The sequence below is a fragment of the Variovorax multivorans genome (assembly GCF_051216835.1).
Lineage (GTDB): Bacteria > Pseudomonadota > Gammaproteobacteria > Burkholderiales > Burkholderiaceae_C > Variovorax.
In genome coordinates, this window is the sequence record NZ_JBPJZL010000004.1 from 552,401 (window position 1) to 569,990 (window position 17,590).

At 64.3% G+C, this 17,590-nt stretch carries 16 protein-coding genes; 12 read left to right on the top strand and 4 right to left on the bottom strand.

All coding sequences use genetic code 11. The features are described 5' to 3' along the window. The first annotated feature begins 17 nt into the window (after window positions 1–17). The 8 genes from ACSFCA_RS13000 to ACSFCA_RS13035 all read left to right on the top strand — a co-directional run bounded on the left by ACSFCA_RS13000 (window position 18) and on the right by ACSFCA_RS13035 (window position 9,621). The gene (locus tag ACSFCA_RS13000; protein WP_258355210.1) at window positions 18–1,802 is read left to right on the top strand and encodes an acetolactate synthase 3 catalytic subunit; all 1,785 of its coding nucleotides are present in this window, start codon (window positions 18–20) and stop codon (window positions 1,800–1,802) included. A gap of 104 nt (window positions 1,803–1,906) precedes the next feature. Then, entirely contained in the window at window positions 1,907–2,398 is a 492-nt protein-coding gene (gene ilvN, locus ACSFCA_RS13005; RefSeq protein ID WP_007834236.1) for an acetolactate synthase small subunit, read from the top strand. Between the two features lie 53 nt (window positions 2,399–2,451). Beyond that, entirely contained in the window at window positions 2,452–2,712 is a 261-nt protein-coding gene (locus tag ACSFCA_RS13010; RefSeq protein WP_093054426.1) for a DUF4282 domain-containing protein, read from the top strand. 50 nt (window positions 2,713–2,762) lie between these two features. After that, window positions 2,763–3,779: a ketol-acid reductoisomerase gene (ilvC, locus tag ACSFCA_RS13015; RefSeq protein WP_093054428.1), complete on the top strand. Its 1,017-nt coding sequence runs from the start codon at window positions 2,763–2,765 to the stop codon at window positions 3,777–3,779. 183 nt (window positions 3,780–3,962) lie between these two features. Next, on the top strand, window positions 3,963–4,787 hold the full coding sequence (gene pssA, locus ACSFCA_RS13020; protein ID WP_093054430.1) for a CDP-diacylglycerol--serine O-phosphatidyltransferase: 825 nt from the start codon (window positions 3,963–3,965) through the stop codon (window positions 4,785–4,787). 187 nt (window positions 4,788–4,974) lie between these two features. Then, a complete protein-coding gene (leuA, locus tag ACSFCA_RS13025) occupies window positions 4,975–6,678 on the top strand; it encodes a 2-isopropylmalate synthase (RefSeq protein WP_435459797.1) in 1,704 nt (567 codons plus the stop codon). Window positions 6,679–6,735: 57 nt separating this feature from the next. Next, window positions 6,736–8,274: a 2-isopropylmalate synthase gene (locus ACSFCA_RS13030; protein ID WP_093054432.1), complete on the top strand. Its 1,539-nt coding sequence runs from the start codon at window positions 6,736–6,738 to the stop codon at window positions 8,272–8,274. Between the two features lie 117 nt (window positions 8,275–8,391). Next, window positions 8,392–9,621 carry a serine hydrolase gene (locus ACSFCA_RS13035; RefSeq protein ID WP_435459798.1) on the top strand — a complete coding sequence of 410 codons (1,230 nt, stop codon included), beginning with the start codon at window positions 8,392–8,394 and terminating at the stop codon, window positions 9,619–9,621. 72 nt (window positions 9,622–9,693) lie between these two features. On the opposite strand, the gene ACSFCA_RS13040 is transcribed toward ACSFCA_RS13035, so the two are convergent. Genes ACSFCA_RS13040 through aat form a run of 3 tightly spaced genes read right to left on the bottom strand, consistent with a single transcriptional unit; the run spans window position 9,694 to window position 12,053 of the window. Further along, window positions 9,694–10,521, bottom strand: coding sequence for an IclR family transcriptional regulator (locus ACSFCA_RS13040; RefSeq protein WP_093054436.1), 828 nt, complete (start codon window positions 10,519–10,521; stop codon window positions 9,694–9,696). Between the two features lie 30 nt (window positions 10,522–10,551). Next, on the bottom strand, window positions 10,552–11,301 hold the full coding sequence (locus ACSFCA_RS13045) for an arginyltransferase (protein WP_258355207.1): 750 nt from the start codon (window positions 11,299–11,301) through the stop codon (window positions 10,552–10,554). Beyond that, a complete protein-coding gene (gene aat, locus ACSFCA_RS13050) occupies window positions 11,298–12,053 on the bottom strand; it encodes a leucyl/phenylalanyl-tRNA--protein transferase (protein ID WP_435459799.1) in 756 nt (251 codons plus the stop codon). The genes ACSFCA_RS13045 and aat overlap by 4 nt, the downstream gene beginning before the upstream one ends. Before the next feature lie 207 nt (window positions 12,054–12,260). Here aat and ACSFCA_RS13055 point away from each other — a divergent pair, with 207 nt between their 5' ends. From ACSFCA_RS13055 to ACSFCA_RS13070, 4 genes are read left to right on the top strand one after another with little or no spacing between them, the layout of a single operon-like run. Further along, the gene (locus tag ACSFCA_RS13055) at window positions 12,261–14,591 is read left to right on the top strand and encodes a xanthine dehydrogenase family protein molybdopterin-binding subunit (protein WP_258355205.1); all 2,331 of its coding nucleotides are present in this window, start codon (window positions 12,261–12,263) and stop codon (window positions 14,589–14,591) included. Between the two features lie 34 nt (window positions 14,592–14,625). Next, window positions 14,626–15,540: an AraC family transcriptional regulator gene (locus ACSFCA_RS13060; RefSeq protein WP_258355204.1), complete on the top strand. Its 915-nt coding sequence runs from the start codon at window positions 14,626–14,628 to the stop codon at window positions 15,538–15,540. Next, complete coding sequence (locus ACSFCA_RS13065) at window positions 15,519–15,878, top strand: VOC family protein (protein WP_258355203.1); 360 nt, start codon at window positions 15,519–15,521, stop codon at window positions 15,876–15,878. The genes ACSFCA_RS13060 and ACSFCA_RS13065 overlap by 22 nt, the downstream gene beginning before the upstream one ends. 13 nt (window positions 15,879–15,891) lie before the next feature. Then, window positions 15,892–16,308, top strand: a complete 417-nt coding sequence (locus ACSFCA_RS13070; protein WP_435459800.1) for an SRPBCC family protein — start codon at window positions 15,892–15,894, stop codon at window positions 16,306–16,308. Here the strand turns inward: ACSFCA_RS13070 and pobA are convergent. Beyond that, window positions 16,305–17,486, bottom strand: coding sequence for a 4-hydroxybenzoate 3-monooxygenase (pobA, locus tag ACSFCA_RS13075; protein WP_258355201.1), 1,182 nt, complete (start codon window positions 17,484–17,486; stop codon window positions 16,305–16,307). The genes ACSFCA_RS13070 and pobA overlap by 4 nt on opposite strands. Window positions 17,487–17,590 lie beyond the last annotated feature (104 nt).

The following is a 17,590-nucleotide window of genomic DNA, read 5'->3' on the forward strand; positions in this document are numbered from 1 at the left end:
ATAAACAAAGGTTGATCATGGAAATCTCCAAGGCGGAAATCATTTCCGCAGCAGCCGCGTCCTCAGGCGCAGGCAACCCGACGCAAGAACTCATGGGCGCTGAAGTGCTGGTCAAGGCACTGCAGGCCGAAGGCGTCCAGTACGTCTGGGGCTACCCCGGCGGCGCGGTTCTCTACATCTACGACGCGTTCTACAAGCAGGACACCATCCAGCACGTGCTGGTGCGTCACGAGCAGGCCGCTGTTCACGCAGCCGACGGCTATGCGCGCGCCACCGGCGAAGTCGGCGTGGCACTGGTCACTTCCGGTCCAGGCCTGACCAATGCGGTCACCGGCATCGCAACGGCGTACATGGACTCCATCCCGATGGTGATCATCTCGGGCCAGGTGCCAACGGCTGCCATCGGTCTCGACGCCTTCCAGGAATGCGACACGGTCGGCATCACCCGCCCCATCGTCAAGCACAACTTTCTCGTCAAGGATCCGAAGGATCTGGCCATGACGATGAAGAAGGCCTTCCACATTGCACGCAGCGGCCGGCCGGGCCCCGTGGTGGTGGACGTGCCCAAGGACGTTTCGTTCAAGAAAGTCCCTTACACGGGCTATCCCGACAAGGTCGAGATGCGCTCGTACAACCCGGTGCGCAAGGGCCACGGCGGCCAGATCCGCAAGGCGCTGCAACTGTTGCTGGCTGCCAAGCGCCCCTACATCTACACCGGCGGCGGCGTGCTGCTGGGCAACGCCTGCAACGAACTGCGCACGCTGGTCGACATGCTCGGCTACCCGGTCACCAACACGCTGATGGGCCTGGGCGCCTATCCGGCGAGCGACCGCAAGTTCCTGGGCATGCTGGGCATGCACGGCACCATCGAAGCCAACAACGCGATGCAGAATTGCGACGTGCTGCTGGCCGTGGGTGCGCGCTTCGACGACCGCGTGATCGGCAATCCCAAGCACTTCGCGCAGAACGAACGCAAGATCATCCACATCGACATCGATCCGTCGAGCATCTCCAAGCGTGTGAAGGTCGACATTCCGATCGTCGGCGACGTGAAGGACGTGCTCACCGAACTGATCTCGATGATCCGCGAGAGCACCACCAAGCCCGACGCCGGCGCGCTGGCCGATTGGTGGAAGACCATCGAGGCCTGGCGCTCGCGCGATTGCCTGAAGTACGACCGCGGCAACAAGGACGTGATCAAGCCGCAATACGTGGTCGAGACCCTCTGGAACATGACCAAGGACGCCGACGCGTACATCACGTCGGACGTGGGTCAGCACCAGATGTGGGCTGCGCAGTACTACCGCTTCGACGAGCCGCGTCGCTGGATCAATTCAGGCGGCCTGGGCACCATGGGCGTGGGCATTCCCTACGCCATGGGCATCAAGCTCGCGAAGCCCGATTCGGAAGTGTTCACCATCACCGGCGAAGGCTCGGTGCAGATGTGCATCCAGGAACTGTCCACCTGCCTGCAATACAACACGCCGATCAAGATCTGCTCGCTCAACAACCGCTACCTGGGCATGGTGCGCCAGTGGCAGGAGATCGAATACTCCGGCCGCTACAGCCATAGCTACATGGATGCACTGCCCAACTTCGTGAAGCTCGCCGAGGCCTATGGCCACGTCGGTATGCTGATCGAGCGTCCACAAGACGTGGAGCCCGCGCTGCGCGAAGCACGCAAGCTCAAGGACCGCACGGTGTTCATGGACTTCCGCACCGACCCCACCGAAAACGTGTTCCCGATGGTGAAGGCCGGCATGGGCATCACCGAAATGCTGTTGGGTTCCGAAGATCTCTGATCCGCGGAACATTCGCTCAACTCTTTACTGACGAATCTATTGCCCGCCGAGCCCGCGCATTACCGTGCGTGGGGGAGGGCGGCGAAAAGAGGAGTCACGCAAACATGAAACACATCATTGCAGTGCTGCTGGAAAACGAGCCGGGTGCTCTTTCCCGCGTGGTGGGCCTTTTCTCGGCCCGTGGCTACAACATCGAATCGCTCACGGTGGCGCCCACGGAGGACGCAAGCCTCTCGCGCATGACCATCGTCACCACCGGTTCAGACGACGTGATCGAGCAGATCACCAAGCATCTGAACCGCCTGATCGAAGTGGTGAAGGTCGTCGACCTGACCGAAGGCGCCTACACCGAGCGCGAGCTCATGATGGTGAAGGTGCGCGCGGTCGGCAAGGAGCGCGAGGAAATGATGCGCATGGCGGAAATCTTCCGCGGCCGCATCATCGACGTGACCGACAAGAGCTACACCATCGAACTCACTGGCGACCACGGCAAGAACGACGCTTTTCTTGAAGCGATCGAACGTAGCGCTATCCTCGAGACAGTCCGCACCGGTGCCAGCGGCATCGGGCGCGGCGAGCGCATCCTGCGCGTGTAGGAGGGTGAAAGCGCCCTCAGTTCATACGTTCATCCACACATGAGGCAAGAGTGATGCGAGGTCTGCTCGGTTTCGACAAGATGGTGACTCCGGCGATCGTCCGGGGGCTCTACTTTCTCGGCCTGCTGGGTGTGATCGTCCTTGCGGTGGCGGCGCTGTACCAGCGTCAGTACCTGCCGGCTTTCACGGTCCTGATCTTCGGCACCATCGGCGTTCGCATCTACAGCGAATTGCTCATCGTGCTGTTCCGCATCCACGACAGCCTCGTGTCCATCAACCAGCAAATGAAGGACCGGAATTCCTCCGGCCTCTGAGTGAAATGCATCCCGCTACGGGTGCTCGAGATTTTTTAGGAGAGATACACATGAAGGTTTACTACGACAAAGACGCGGACCTGAGCCTCATCAAGGGCAAGACGGTGGCAATCATCGGTTACGGCTCGCAAGGTCATGCGCACGCGCAGAACCTGAACGACAGCGGCGTCAAGGTCGTGGTCGGCCTGCGCAAGGGTGGCGCTTCGTGGCCCAAGGTCGAGAAGGCCGGCCTGAAGGTCGCTGAAGTCGCCGATGCCGTGAAGGCCGCCGACGTCGTGATGATCCTGCTGCCCGACGAGCAGATCGCCAACGTCTACAAGAACGACGTCGCGCCGAACATCAAGGAAGGCGCTTCGCTGGTCTTTGCGCACGGCTTCAACGTGCACTACGGCTTCGTCCAGCCCCGCGCCGACCTCGACGTGTGGATGGTCGCTCCCAAGGCCCCGGGCCACACCGTGCGCAGCACGTACACCCAGGGTGGCGGCGTGCCCCACCTCGTGGCCGTGCACCAGGACAAGACCGGCAAGGCGCGTGACCTCGCGCTGAGCTACGCCACCGCCAACGGCGGCGGCAAGGCCGGCATCATCGAGACCAACTTCCGCGAAGAAACCGAGACCGACCTGTTCGGCGAACAAGCGGTTCTGTGCGGCGGCACGGTCGAGCTGATCAAGGCTGGTTTCGAAACGCTGGTGGAAGCCGGCTACGCGCCCGAAATGGCGTACTTCGAATGCCTGCACGAGCTCAAGCTGATCGTCGACCTGATCTATGAAGGTGGCATCGCCAACATGAACTACTCGATCTCGAACAACGCCGAATACGGCGAGTACGTCACCGGCCCGCGCGTCGTGACCGAAGAGACCAAGAAGGTCATGAAGCAAGTGCTGAAGGACATCCAGACCGGCGAATACGCCAAGAGCTTCGTGCTGGAAAACGCTGCCGGCGCTCCCACGCTGATCAGCCGCCGCCGCCTGAACTCCGAGCACCAGATCGAAGTCGTTGGCGAAAAGCTGCGCGCGATGATGCCCTGGATCAAGAAGAACAAGCTGGTCGACCAGACCCGCAACTGATCTGCGAGCCAGGAGGGTGCTTCGGCACCCGTTTCCCAAGGGCCACCCGTTGCGGTGGCCCTTTTGTTTGACGGGGGCGACGCAGCCCCTGAACTACACTGCGAGCCATGCGATTCAAAGATCAAGATGCTATCGAATGGATAGCTGCTCGCGCAGTGCCCATGAGGGACGGAGGCAAATTCAATGCATGACGACACGCTCCCCGACGATGTGCAGCCGCGCAAACGCCGCAAAGGCATCTACATCCTGCCGAACCTGTTTACGCTGGCGGCGTTGTTCGGCGGGTTCTATTCGGTCGTGATGGCCATGAACGCGCGCTTCGACCTCGCGGCGCTCGGTGTGTTCGCCGCGATGGTGCTCGACAGCCTGGATGGGCGCGTGGCCCGCATGACGAATACGCAGAGCGCGTTCGGCGAGCAGATGGATTCGCTGTCCGACATGGTGTCGTTCGGTGCGGCGCCCGCGCTCATCGCCTACGAATGGTCGCTCAAGGGCCTGGGCCGCTGGGGCTGGATTGCGGCCTTCGTGTACTGCGCCTGCGCGGCGCTGCGGCTCGCGCGCTTCAACGTCAACACCGGCGTGGTCGACAAGCGCTGGTTCCAGGGCCTGCCGTCGCCCGCGGCCGCTGCGCTCGTGGCGGGTTTCATCTGGCTCGTGAACGAATGGGGCAAGCGCGGCGGCGAGGTGCTGTATCTCTCGTGGACGCAGATCACCTGGGTCACTTTCGGGTTCACGCTGTACGCGGGCCTCACGATGGTCACCAACGCGCCGTTCTACAGCTTCAAGGACATTCAGATGAAGAAGAGCGTGCCCTTCGCGGTGATCGTGCTGATCGCGCTGGGCATTGCCGTCATCAACATCCATCCGCCGACCGTGCTTTTCAGCCTGTTCGTCATCTACGGCCTGAGCGGCTACGTGGTCTATGCATGGCGCAAGGCCAAGGGGCAGCCGGTCAGTGTGATCAGCACCTCGACGGAAGAGCCCGACGAACGGGGTTTGCACAACTGACCCGGTGGCTTGTGCTACATTCGCATCCCTCATGACCAAGATTTCGCTGCTGGCTCTACTAGCCCTCCCTCACGGGCGGAGACGGTAGCGCACGCGCAAATCCCTCACCACGGCCCGTTCGCACCAGCAACGGGCCGTTTGTTTTTGGGGTTGCTGGTTGATCACCAACCATCTCAGAGAAATCGACATGCTCAAGCAACCTCAAAGCAAATACCGCGCATTCGCCCCGATCGGCCTCAAGGACCGCACCTGGCCCGATGCCGTGCTGACCAAGGCGCCGATCTGGCTGTCGACCGACCTGCGCGATGGCAATCAGGCGTTGGTCGAGCCCATGGACATCGCGCGCAAGATGCGCATGTTCGAAACCCTCGTGGCCATCGGCTTCAAGGAAATCGAAGTCGGCTTTCCCTCGGCTTCGCAGGTCGAATTCGACTTCGTGCGCAAGCTCATCGAGGAAGACCGCATTCCCGACGACGTGACGATCCAGGTGCTGACGCAGGCGCGCGACCACCTCATTGCGCGTACTTTTGAATCGCTGCAGGGCGCTCCGCGCGCCATCGTGCACCTCTACAACGCCGTCGCGCCGGTGATGCGCCGCGTGGTGCTCAACATGGACGAAGACCAGATCGTCGAACTCGCCAGCAGCCACGCGCGCATGTTCAACGAGTTCGCCGCCAAGCAGCCGAACACGCAGTGGACCTTCCAGTACTCGCCCGAAATGTTCTCGGGCACCGACGTCGTGTTCTCGAAGCGCGTGGTCGATGCGGTGACTGAGGTCTGGGCACCGACACCGCAGCGCAAGTGCATCGTCAACCTGCCAACCACGGTCGAGCATTCCACGCCGAATATCTTTGCCGACATGATCGAGTGGATGCACCGCAACCTCGCGCGCCGCGACTCCATCGTGCTGTGCGTGCACCCGCACAACGACCGCGGCACCGGCACCGCCGCTGGCGAGTTGGCCTTGATGGCTGGCGCCGAGCGCATCGAAGGCTGCCTGTTCGGCAATGGCGAGCGCACCGGCAACCTCGACCTCGTGAACGTTGCGCTCAACCTCTACACGCAGGGCGTCTCGCCCGAGCTCGACTTCTCGAACATCGACGAGATCCGCGCCACGGTCGAGCATTGCAACCAGATTCCGGTACATCCGCGCCATCCGTATGTAGGCGACCTCGTCTACACCTCGTTCTCGGGCTCGCACCAGGACGCGATCAAGAAGGCCTTCGCCGCGCGCAAGGAAGGCGATATCTGGGACATGCCCTACCTCCCCATCGACCCGAAGGACGTGGGCCGCAGCTACGAAGCCGTGATCCGCGTGAACAGCCAGTCCGGCAAGGGCGGCATGGCCTACCTGCTCGAGAGTGAGTACGGCATCGAGATGCCGCGCCGCCTGCAGATGGAGTTCATGCAGACCGTGCAACGCGTGATGGACGTCGCTGGCAAGGAGCTCACGGCCGCTGACCTCTGGCAGCTGTTCGTGCGCGAGTACGGCATTGAAACCGCGCAGTCCTTGCAGAACCGCGTGATCGAGGAAGAAGGCGAGGGCGCCAACGCCTCCGTGGTGCTGCGCGGCGATCTGCCGTGGGATGCCGAAGTCCACACCATCGAAGGCCGCGGCAATGGCCCCATCGATGCCTTCACGCAGGCACTGAGCAAGGCCACCGGCCACACGGTGCGCGTGATGGACTACCACCAGCACGCCATTGGCGCCGGTGCCGACGCGAAGTCGGTGGCCTACCTGGAGCTGCGCGTCGATGAAAGCCAGACGCTGTTCGGCGTGGGTATCGATGCGAACGTGATCACGGCGTCGCTGAAAGCGATTGTTTCGGGCGTGCAGCGTGCACGGACCCGGGGCGCGCACGGAGCACAATCGGCGGTTGAAGTCGCCTGACGCTGCCGCGCCGACCTTGGTCGGGTGCGCGTGGGGGATGAACAACGGAGACCCACGATGACCGACCAACTTATTATTTTCGACACTACCCTGCGCGACGGCGAGCAATCGCCCGGCGCCTCGATGACGCGCGACGAGAAGCTGCGTATTGCCAAGCTGCTGGAGCGGCTGAAGGTCGACGTCATCGAGGCCGGCTTTCCCGCCAGCTCGAATGGCGACTTCGAGGCTGTGAAGGCGATTGCCAATGCCATCAAGGACTCGACGGTGTGTGGCCTCTCGCGCGCCAACGACCGCGACATCGCTCGCGCGGCTGAAGCCCTGAAGGGCGCGGCCCGCGGACGCATCCACACCTTCATTGCCACCTCGCCGCTTCACATGGAAAAGAAGCTGCGCATGTCGCCCGACGAGGTGCACGAACAGGCCAAGCTGGCCGTGCGCTTCGCACGCAACCAGATGGCTGATGTGGAGTTCAGCCCCGAAGACGGCTACCGCAGCGACCCGGACTTCCTGTGCCGCGTGCTCGAAACCGTGATCAACGAGGGTGCCACCACCATCAACGTGCCCGACACCGTCGGCTATGCCATTCCCGAGCTCTACGGCAACTTCATCAAGATGCTGCGCGAGCGCATTCCCAACAGCGACAAGGCGATCTGGTCGGTGCATTGCCACAACGACCTCGGCATGGCCGTGGCCAACTCGCTGGCTGGCGTGAAGATCGGCGGCGCGCGCCAGGTCGAATGCACCATCAATGGCCTGGGCGAGCGCGCGGGCAACTGCTCGCTCGAAGAAGTCGTCATGGCGGTGAAGACCCGCAAGGACTACTTCGGGCTCGACCTGAGGATCGACACGCAGCACATCGTGGCCGCGAGCCGCATGGTCAGCCAGACCACCGGTTTCGTGGTGCAGCCCAACAAGGCAGTGGTGGGCGCCAATGCTTTCGCGCATGCCTCGGGCATTCACCAGGACGGCGTGCTCAAGGCGCGCGACACCTACGAGATCATGCGTGCCGAGGATGTGGGCTGGACGGCCAACAAGATCGTGCTGGGCAAGCTCAGCGGTCGCAATGCATTCAAGCAGCGCCTGCAGGAACTGGGCGTGACCATGGCCAGCGAAGGCGACATCAATGCCGCGTTCCTGCGCTTCAAGGAGCTGGCCGACCGCAAGTCCGAAATTTTCGACGAGGACATCCTCGCGCTCGTCAGCGCGGAAGAGGTGTCGAACGTTGGTGAGCAGTTTGCTTTCGTCTCTCTCTCCCAGCACAGCGAAACCGGCGAGCGCCCCCAGGCGAAGGTCGTGTTCACCGTCCAGGGCAAGGAAGTCACCGGTGAATCCGACGGGAATGGCCCGGTTGATGCTTCCCTGAAGGCCATCGAGTCGCATGTAAAAAGCGGCGCCGAGATGGTTCTTTACTCTGTAAATGCCATCAGCGGCTCGACGGAAAGCCAAGGAGAAGTTACAGTCCGGTTACAAAACGCAGGGCGGGTGGTCAACGGTGTGGGTGCAGACCCGGACATCGTGGTTGCTTCGGCAAAGGCTTATTTGAGTGCGCTCAATAAGTTACAGAGCCAAGCTGAGAGAGTTGCAGCACAAGGTTAGGTTTTCAGGCGATCCTTGGTATTCGATTGAAGAAGAGGATGCAAGTAACTGATATTGCGTGCTTTTTTTGATTTGGATACACTGCGGTCCTCGTTTGTCGCCGCTGGAGATTTATTAATGCCCGAAGCCCGTCTACGCCGAGTTTCCAGCCAGCGGTTTCTACCCGCGTTCAAATTCATCGCCGTCGCGCTGTGCGCCACGGCGTTTTTGCTGCCTGGCGCCCAGGCAGCCAAGAAGGAAAAGCCCGCTGCCGCCAAGACCACCGTCGCCAAGAAGGCGAAGGGTCCGGTGCCGGTGGAAGTCAAGCGCAACGCCGCTTCATCCAAGACCGCGCGCGGCCCTGTTCCCGTTGTTGTCGCCAAGCGCGGCGGCCGTGCCGAGAAGACTGAGCGCGCCGAGAAGGTCGTTCGCGGTGGCCGCAATGTAGTGGCCACCATCCACAAGAAGAATGGCAAGACCGTGGTGGCCGTGCAGCGCCGCTCGGTGGTTCGCGTCGTCGAGGCGTCCCCGCGTCAGTCCTTCGGCCAGATGGCCGGCCTGCATGGCACCGAAGACGTGCTCGACTTGAAGTCGAGCGTCGCGCTGGTCATCGACCAGGACACCCACGAAGTGCTGTTCAGCAAGAACGACCATGCCGTGCTGCCGATCGCGTCGCTCACCAAGCTCATGACCGGCCTGCTCATCAGCGAAGCCCATCTGCCGAACGACGAGCTCATCACGATCACGCAGGACGACGTCGACACCGAAAAGCGCAGCAGCTCGCGCCTGACGGTCGGCACCACGCTGTCGCGCGGCGAACTGCTGCACCTGGCGCTGATGTCGAGCGAAAACCGCGCCGCGCATGCGCTGGGCCGCACCTACCCAGGTGGCCTGACGACTTTCGTGAGCATCATGAACGCCAAGGCCAAGATGCTTGGCATGAAGGACACGCGCTACGTGGAGCCCACCGGCCTGTCGAGCAGCAACCAGTCGAGCGCGCAAGACCTGGCGCTGCTGGTCAATGCCGCTTACTCCGATGCCACGGTGCGTTCGCTGTCCACATCGCCTGAATACCAGGTCGAAGTCGGCAACCGCGTGCTGCAGTTCAACACCACCAACCGCCTCGTGAAGAGCCCCGATTGGGAAATCGGCGTGCAGAAGACGGGCTACATCTCTGAAGCTGGCCAATGCCTTGTGATGCAGGCGAAGGTCGCCGGGCGCAAGCTGATCATGGTGTTCCTGGATTCGGCCGGCAAGTTCAGCCGCATCGCAGACGCCGAGCGGGTTCGCCGCTGGGTTGAGGCTACGCATTCCGTCGGTTCGCCGGCGGCTTCGTCGCGCAATGCTGCCTATCAGGTCGCAGGCTGATTGGTCAACCGCAGGCTGTAACGAAAACAGGCCCTTCACAGGGCCTGTTTGCTTTTGGGCGTGGGTCCCGGGTCAGGCGCCCGCTGGCGGGGTGCTGCCTGAAGGCGACGGCGTCGCAGCCGTACCGTCCTTGAATCCCAGCGCGCCCGAGATTTCATTGGCCGTGGCCTGCAGCTTGGGCAGCCAGCCCTCGTCCAGCCGGTCGGCCGGTGCGGAGATCGACAGGCCCGCTACCAGCTTGCCCTGGTCGTCGTAGATGCCGGCGGCCATGCAGCGCACGCCCAGCTCCAGCTCCTCGTTATCGCGGGCAATGCCGTACTGGCGCGCCTTCGACAGTTCGCGCTCCAGTGCCGGCAGTTGGGTGATGCTGTTGCGCGTGTGGCCGGCAAGGCCCGTGCGCGTGGCGTAGCTGCGCACGCGCTGCGGATCGTCCGCCGCCAGGAACAGCTTGCCGGTCGAGGTGAGGTGAAGGGCAGCTCGGCCGCCGATGGCGCGCACCACCTGCATGCCTGAGCGTTCGCTATAGGAGCGCTCGATGTACACGATCTCGTCGCCCTGGCGCATGCTCAGGTTGACGGGCTGCTGCGTCAGCTTGTGCAACTCGCGCATCGGGCCCAGGGCGGCGTCGCGCACGTTGAGCCGGCCCTTGACCAGATTGCCCAGTTCCAGCAAACGCATGCCCAGCCGATAGCTGCCGGCTTCGGGCCGGTCGACGAAACGGCCGACCGCCAGGTCGTTGAGGATGCGGTGCGTGGTCGACGGGTGCAGCCCGGTTTTTTCGCTGATCTCCTTCAGCGAAATGGCCTCCTCGCGGGATGCCAGGACATCGATCAGCGCGAACATGCGCTCGATCACCTGGATCACGGGAACGGCGGGAATGTCGGATTGGTTTTTTCTCATGGCGCTTTGCGGTGATGACCGGGCGCCATTTTACCTTGTGAAATTGCTCGGCGCCTGCCAATGTCCATCCACCAACACTTCGTGCGGGGAGAAGCGCGCCTTGTAGTTCATCTTCGGGCTGTGCTCGATCCAGTACCCGAGGTAGACGTGCGGCAGCCCCAGCTTGCGGGCCTGTTCGATCTGCCAGAGCACGCTGTAAGTACCGTAGCCCGCGCTGGTCTCGGGTTCGTAGAAGGTGTAGACGGCCGAGATGCCGTCGTTCAGCACATCGAGGATCGACACCATCTTGAGCGCACCGGCGCTGCCGTCGGGCAGCGTTTCGCGAAACTCCACCAGCCGCGAGTTGACCCGGCTCTGCAGCAGGAACTGCGTGTACTGGTCGATGCTGTCGTGATCCATGCCGCCGCCCGCATGGCGACCGTTCTGGTAGCGCAGGTAGAGCTGGTAGTGCTCGGGCATGAAGCACAGCTTGAGCACGCGGGCTTGCAGGTCGGCATGCTGCTTCACCGCACGCCGCTGGCTTCGCGTGGGACGGAAGTCGTTGGCCAGCACGCGCAGCGGGATGCACGCGCGGCAACCGTCGCAATAGGGCCGGTAGGTGAACATGCCGCTGCGCCGGAAGCCGCTGAGCACCAAGTCGGAGTAGGCGTCGTTGTGGATCAGGTGGCTGGGCGTGGCCACTTGCGAGCGGGCCTGCCGGTCCGGCAGATAGCTGCAGGGGTAGGGCGCCGTCGCGTAGAACTGCAGCGTGTGAAGCGGGAGGTCCTTGAGGTGCGTCACGTCGGGGAAAGAGGTCGCGCGGAAAGGAGTTCAGACCAGTATACGGGGTCGAATCGCCACCGTGGGCCCTCTTGTTGTCGCGCCCTGGCCACGTGCGCGACGAAGCGCCTGCGCGCCATCTCGTGGGCGCCGAGGCTCGCGAGGTGGGCGGTGTTCTGCTGGCAGTCGATCATCTGGACGCCGGAATGCCGGCACAGCGACACCAGCGCGGCCAGCGCAATCTTCGAAGCGTCCGGCCGGCGGGTGAACATCGACTCGCCGAACACCGCGCAGCCCAGCGAAACGCAGTAGAGCCCGCCCGCGAGTTCGCCGTCGATCCAGGTTTCGACGCTGTGGGCGTGGCCGGCGCGGTGCAAATTCGTATAGGCCTTCACCATGTCCGGCACGATCCACGTGCCCGACTGGCCCACGCGCGGCGAGCCCGAACAGGCCTTGATGACGGCCGCGAAATCGTGGTCGACGCGCACCTCGCAACCCGGCGTCTGTGCAAAGCGCGTGAGGGTCTTGCGAAGCGAGCGGTGCAGCTTGAACTGCGCCACCTGCAGCACCATGCGAGGGTCCGGGCTCCACCAGAGGATCGGCTGGTCTTCACTGAACCACGGGAAGACGCAGTTGCCGTAGGCCTGCATCAAAGTATCGACATCGAGTGCGCCGCCGGCCGCCAGCAAGCCGGGGACGGGGTCGGTCACGCCCCAGGCCGATGCAGGATCGGGCAGGGCATCTCCGGGTTCGAGCCAGGGCAGTTGTCGCATGGGCGTAGGTATACACGGCTTCGCAAATTCCAATCCAGTTGGGCGAAAATCGCACACTGCCGACACCGCCACAAGGGTTCGGCTCACACACCACGGCACCACAAAACCCGCCGGAAACCCTATAGTGCGCAGCTTGCATTCGCAGACCCACGCAAATCAGGCAGGCCCGCACATACGCCGGGGATGAGCACAAGAGGACCACGTACGTTGACCACTGAACCCAATCCCACGCGCTTCGGCAGCGGCCAGGCGGTACGCCGCCTCGAAGACGAAAGCCTGCTGTCAGGCGCCGGCCGCTACACCGACGACGTTACGCTTCCCGATCAGGCGCATCTCGTTTTCCTCCGATCCTCCTACCCGCACGCACGCATCGTCTCGATCGACACCAGTGCCGCCGCCGCCATGCCCGGCGTGCTGCGTGTGATCACGGGCGCGGAAATGGCCGAGGCTGGCGTCAAGCCCATGCCGGGCGCCGCGGGCTTCAAGCGTGCGGACGGCAGCGACAGCGCCAGCCCGCCACGCTACGCCATCGCGCACGAGCGCACGCGCTTCGTAGGCGAGGCGGTGGCCGCCGTGGTGGCCGACACGGTGCAGCAGGCACGCGATGCGGCCGAAGCCATCGTGGTCGACTACGAAGATCTGCCCATGGTCGTCGACCTCACAAGCGCCACCGCCGATGGCGCGCCGCAGTTGTGCGAAGAGGCCTCCGGCAACGTAGCCGCCGAAATGCGCCACGGCAGCAGCGAGGCCGCGATCGCCGCTTTCGCCAAGGCCAGCCACGTCGTTGCGCTCGACGTGAACAACCAGCGCGTGGTCGCTCTCACGATCGAGCCGCGCTCCGTGCTTGCGGTGCGCGACGGCGAAACTGGCCGCCTCATGATCCGCATGAGCACGCAGATGCCCTCCGGCGTTCGCGATTCCGTCTGCGCCGCCATCGGCCTTGCAAAGGAAAAGGTGCGCGTGGTGGTGGGCGACGTCGGCGGTGGCTTCGGCATGAAGACCGGCGCCTACCCCGAAGACATCGCCGTCGCCTTCGCCGCGCTGCAAGTCAGCCGGCCGGTGAAGTGGGTGGCCGACCGCAGCGAGGAATTTCTTTCGAGTGCGCACGGCCGCGACATCGAGGCGCGCGCCGAAATGGCGCTCGACGCCAGCGGCAAGATCCTGGCCCTGCGCATCAAGACCCTCGCCAACGTCGGCGCGTACGCCACTGGCACCGGCGTCGCGATCCAGCTGCTGATTGGCCCTTGGGTGCAGACCAGCGTCTACGACATCCAGACCATCGACTTCCATTTCAAGGCGGTGCTCACCAACACCGCGCCCACCGGCGCCTACCGCGGCGCTGGCCGCCCTGAGGCCATCTTCACCATCGAGCGGCTGATGGACGAGGCCGCGCGCCAGACCGGCATCGACCGCATCGTGCTGCGCCGCCGCAACTTCATCCGCCCCGAGCAGATGCCGTACAAGAACCCGATGGCGCAGACCTACGACACCGGCAACTTCGAGTCGGTGATGGACCAGGCGCTGACGCTCGCTGACTGGCAGGGCTTCGAGACCCGCGCGGCCGAGTCGGCCAGCAAGGGCAAGCACCGCGGCCTGGGCATTGCCACGTTTCTCGAATGGACCGGTGGCAACGTGTTCGAAGAGCGCGTCACGGTCTCGGTGCAGGCAGATGGCGTGATCGAGGTGTTCTCCGCCGTCAATGCCATGGGGCAGGGCATTGCGACCTCGCTGGCTCAGTTGGCGGTCGATGCCTTCGGCGTGCCCATCGAGAAGGTGCGTGTTGTGCTCGGCGACACCGACCGCGGTGACGGCTTCGGCAGCGCCGGTTCGCGCTCGCTGTTCACCGGCGGCTCGGCCGTGCGCATCGGCGCCGAGCGCACCATCGACAAGGCGCGCGAACTGGCCGCGCAGGAGTTCGAAGCTTCCATCGACGACATCGTCTACAGCCGCGGCATCTTCAACGTGGCCGGCACCGACCTCGAACTCGACCTCTTCGCGCTCGCCGCCAAGCAGCCCGAGCGAGAAATCTTCGTCGACTCCACCAGCACCGTGGCCGGTCCGACCTGGCCCAATGGCTGCCACATCTGCGAGATCGAGATCGATCCGCCCACCGGCGAAATCAGTGTGGTGGCCTACAGCTCGGTCAACGACGTGGGCCGCGTCATCAACCCGATGATCGTGCGCGGCCAGCTCGAAGGCGGCGCGGTGCAGGGCATCGGGCAGGCGCTTTACGAGCAGGTGGTGTACGACCACGAAACCGGCCAGCCCGTCACCGGCAGCCTGATGGACTACGCGGCCCCGCGTGCCGACATCGTCGACACCATGTTCAACATGGAGATGGACGAATCGACGCCTTGCAAGAACAACCCGCTGGGCGTGAAGGGCGTGGGCGAGCTCGGCACCATCGGCGCCACGCCGGCCATCGTGAATGCGGTGGCCGACGCCTTCGCGCGCAACGGCCTCGCCACGCGCGCACCGCGCCTGCACATGCCGCTGAGTCCTGCGCGTGTCTGGCAGGCCATGCAAACGGTCGATTGAGCAATCGTTTCCGTGGGACAGAAAGGCGCCGTCCATGCTCGTCACCACCGAACTGCAGACCGACCCGATCCGCGTCTCCAGCTACCGCTGCGACGCGGGTCCCGACGCGCAGCCCTTCACCGAGCTGCACGAAGGCTATTCGGTCTCATACGTGCGCAAGGGCAGCTTCGGCTACCGCACGCGGGGCCATGCCTACGAGTTGGTCGCCGGTTCGGTGTTGGTCGGTTGCCCGGGCGACGAATACGTCTGCACGCACGACCACCATGTCTGCGGCGACGAGTGCCTGGCTTTTCACCTGTCGCCGGGCTTCGTCGACCTGATCGGCGGTGACCGGAAGACCTGGCGCACCGGCGGCCTGCCGCCCCTGGCCGAGCTCGTGGTCATCGGCGAGCTCGCGCAGGCCGCGGCCGATGGGCAGAGCGACGTGGGCCTGGACGAACTGGGCATGTGGTTCGCGAGCCGTTTCGTTGAAGTCGTGTCCGATCAGACCAAGCCCAAGACAGCACCTGTCGCTGTGCCACGCGACCGCCGCCGCGCGGTCGATGCCGCGATGTGGATCGACGCCCACTCGCAGCACGACATCGGCCTCGACGGCGCGGCTGCCGAGGCCGGCCTGAGTTCCTTCCATTTCCTGCGGCTGTTCTCGCAGGTGCTGGGCGTCACGCCGCACCAGTACCTCGTGCGCTCGCGCCTTCGGCATGCCGCGCGCCTGCTGGCCGACGACGACAGCCGGCCCGTGACCGAGGTTGCGCTCGATGTGGGCTTTGCCGACCTCAGCAATTTCGTGCGCACCTTTCACCGCGCAGCCGGCGTATCGCCGGGGAGCTTCCGCAAGGCGGCCCAGGGTGACCGCAAGATTTTCCAAGACCGCATTGCCGCGCTCTTCCATGATGACCGCCTGATCCATCCATCGAGCAGGAAGCCATCATGTACGACCACATCGGACTGAAAGTCAAAGACCTCGCCGCGAGCCGCCGCTTCTACGAAGCCGCGCTCGCACCGCTCGGCCACGTGCCGGGCCCGCACGACGACAGCTATGCCGGCATCGGCCCGGCCGACGAGCCCGCGCTGTGGCTCTATGCGGCCAAGGGAGCGAAAGGGCCCGGCACCCATATCGCCTTCCGCGCGTCGAACCACGAGGCCGTGGCGGCCTTCCACAAGGCCGGCCTGAAGGCGGGCGGCACCGACAACGGCGGCGCAGGCCCGCGACCCGACTACAGCCCGACCTACTACGCGGCCTTTCTCATCGACCCCGACGGCAACAACGTCGAAGCTGTCTGCCCCTGAAGCGAGGCTCGCCATGGCCACGGTTTACAAGGAATTCATCGTCGAGGCGGATGCAGCCCATGTGTGGGATGCGTTGCGCGACTTCAGCGCAGTGCATACGCGGCTGGCGCCGGGCTTTCTCACCGGCTGCATGATCGATGCCGAGGGTGCCCGCATCCTCACTTTTGCCAACGGCCTCGTTGCGCGCGAGGTGCTGGTCGGCATCGACGATGCTCATCGCCGGTTGGCCTATACCGTCACCGGCGGGCAGGCCGCGCATCACCACGCAACGGCGCAGGTGTTCGAGGAAGGCGCGGGCCGTTCGCGCTTCGTCTGGATCACCGACGTGCTGCCCGACGCCATGGCGGCCTACATCGGGCCGATGATGGAGCAGGGCGGGGCGGCCATGAAGGCCACGCTCGAAGGGCACACCGTTTCGGCGGCCGCCTAGAAGTCTTCCAGCGGCAGGCCGACGTAGTTCTCCGCCAGCGCGGTGGAGGCAGCGGTCGAATGCACCAGGTAGTCGAGCTCAGCCTCCTGGATCTTCTGGCCGAAGGCGCCCGTTTCCGGAAAGCGGTGCATCAGCGAGGTGAACCACCACGAGAAGCGCTCGGCCTTCCAGACGCGGCGCAGGCACAGGTCGGAGTAGCGGTCCAGCGCTGAGGCTGATTTCTCGCTGTAGAAGATCTCGAAAGCGCGCGAGAGATAGCCCACGTCGGCAGTCGCCAGGTTCAGCCCCTTGGCACCGGTAGGCGGCACGATGTGCGCCGCGTCACCTGCCAGGAACAGCGAGCCGAAGCGCATCGGCTCGGCGACGAAGCTGCGCAGTGGCGCAATGCTCTTTTCGAGCGAAGGTCCCGTCACCAGCCGTTCGCGTGCTTCGGGGTCGAGGCGCGCGCGCAGTTCGTTCCAGAAGGCCTCGTCGCTCCAGTTTTCCACGCGCTCTTCAGTTGGCACTTGCACGTAGTAGCGGCTGCGCGTGGCACTGCGCATGCTGCACAGCGCGAAGCCGCGTTCGGTATTCGCGTAGATCAGCTCGTGCGACACCGGCGGCACGTCGGCCAGCACACCGAGCCAGCCGAAGGGGTAGACCTTCTCGTAGGTGTGGATCGCATCGGCCGGCACGCTCGCGCGACTCACGCCGTGGTAGCCGTCGCAGCCGGCGATGAAGTCGCATTCGATCTCGTGCGTCTGGCCGTCCTTCTCGTAGCGCACGCGCGGCTTGCCCGAATCGAAGTCGTGCAGGCTGACGTTCGCCGCGCTGTAGATGGTGGTGAGCCCCTCGGCCGTGCGCGCTTCCATCAGGTCGCGCGTCACCTCGGTCTGGCCGTACACCGTCACCTGTTTGCCGCCCGTGAGGCCGTGCATGTCGATGCGATGGCGCGCGCCCTTGAACAACAGCTCAATGCCTTCGTGCGGCAGCCCTTCGGCCTTGGCGCGGGCATCGACGCCGGCACGCGCCAGCAGGTCCATCGTGACCTGCTCCAGCACGCCGGCGCGAATGCGGCCCAGCACATAGTCGCCGCTCTGGCGTTCGACGATGACGTTGTCGATGCCAGCCTTGTGCAGAAGCTGCCCGAGCAGTAAGCCGGCGGGGCCGGCGCCGATGATCGCGACCTGGGTGCGCATGTTCGTGTCTCCGAGAGGGTTTCGTGGAGCGTAGGGCGCATGCGGGCGTCTGTGGCGGCCGCTCGCGAGGCTCTGTGCGATCATGCGAACGCGTGCGCGATGAT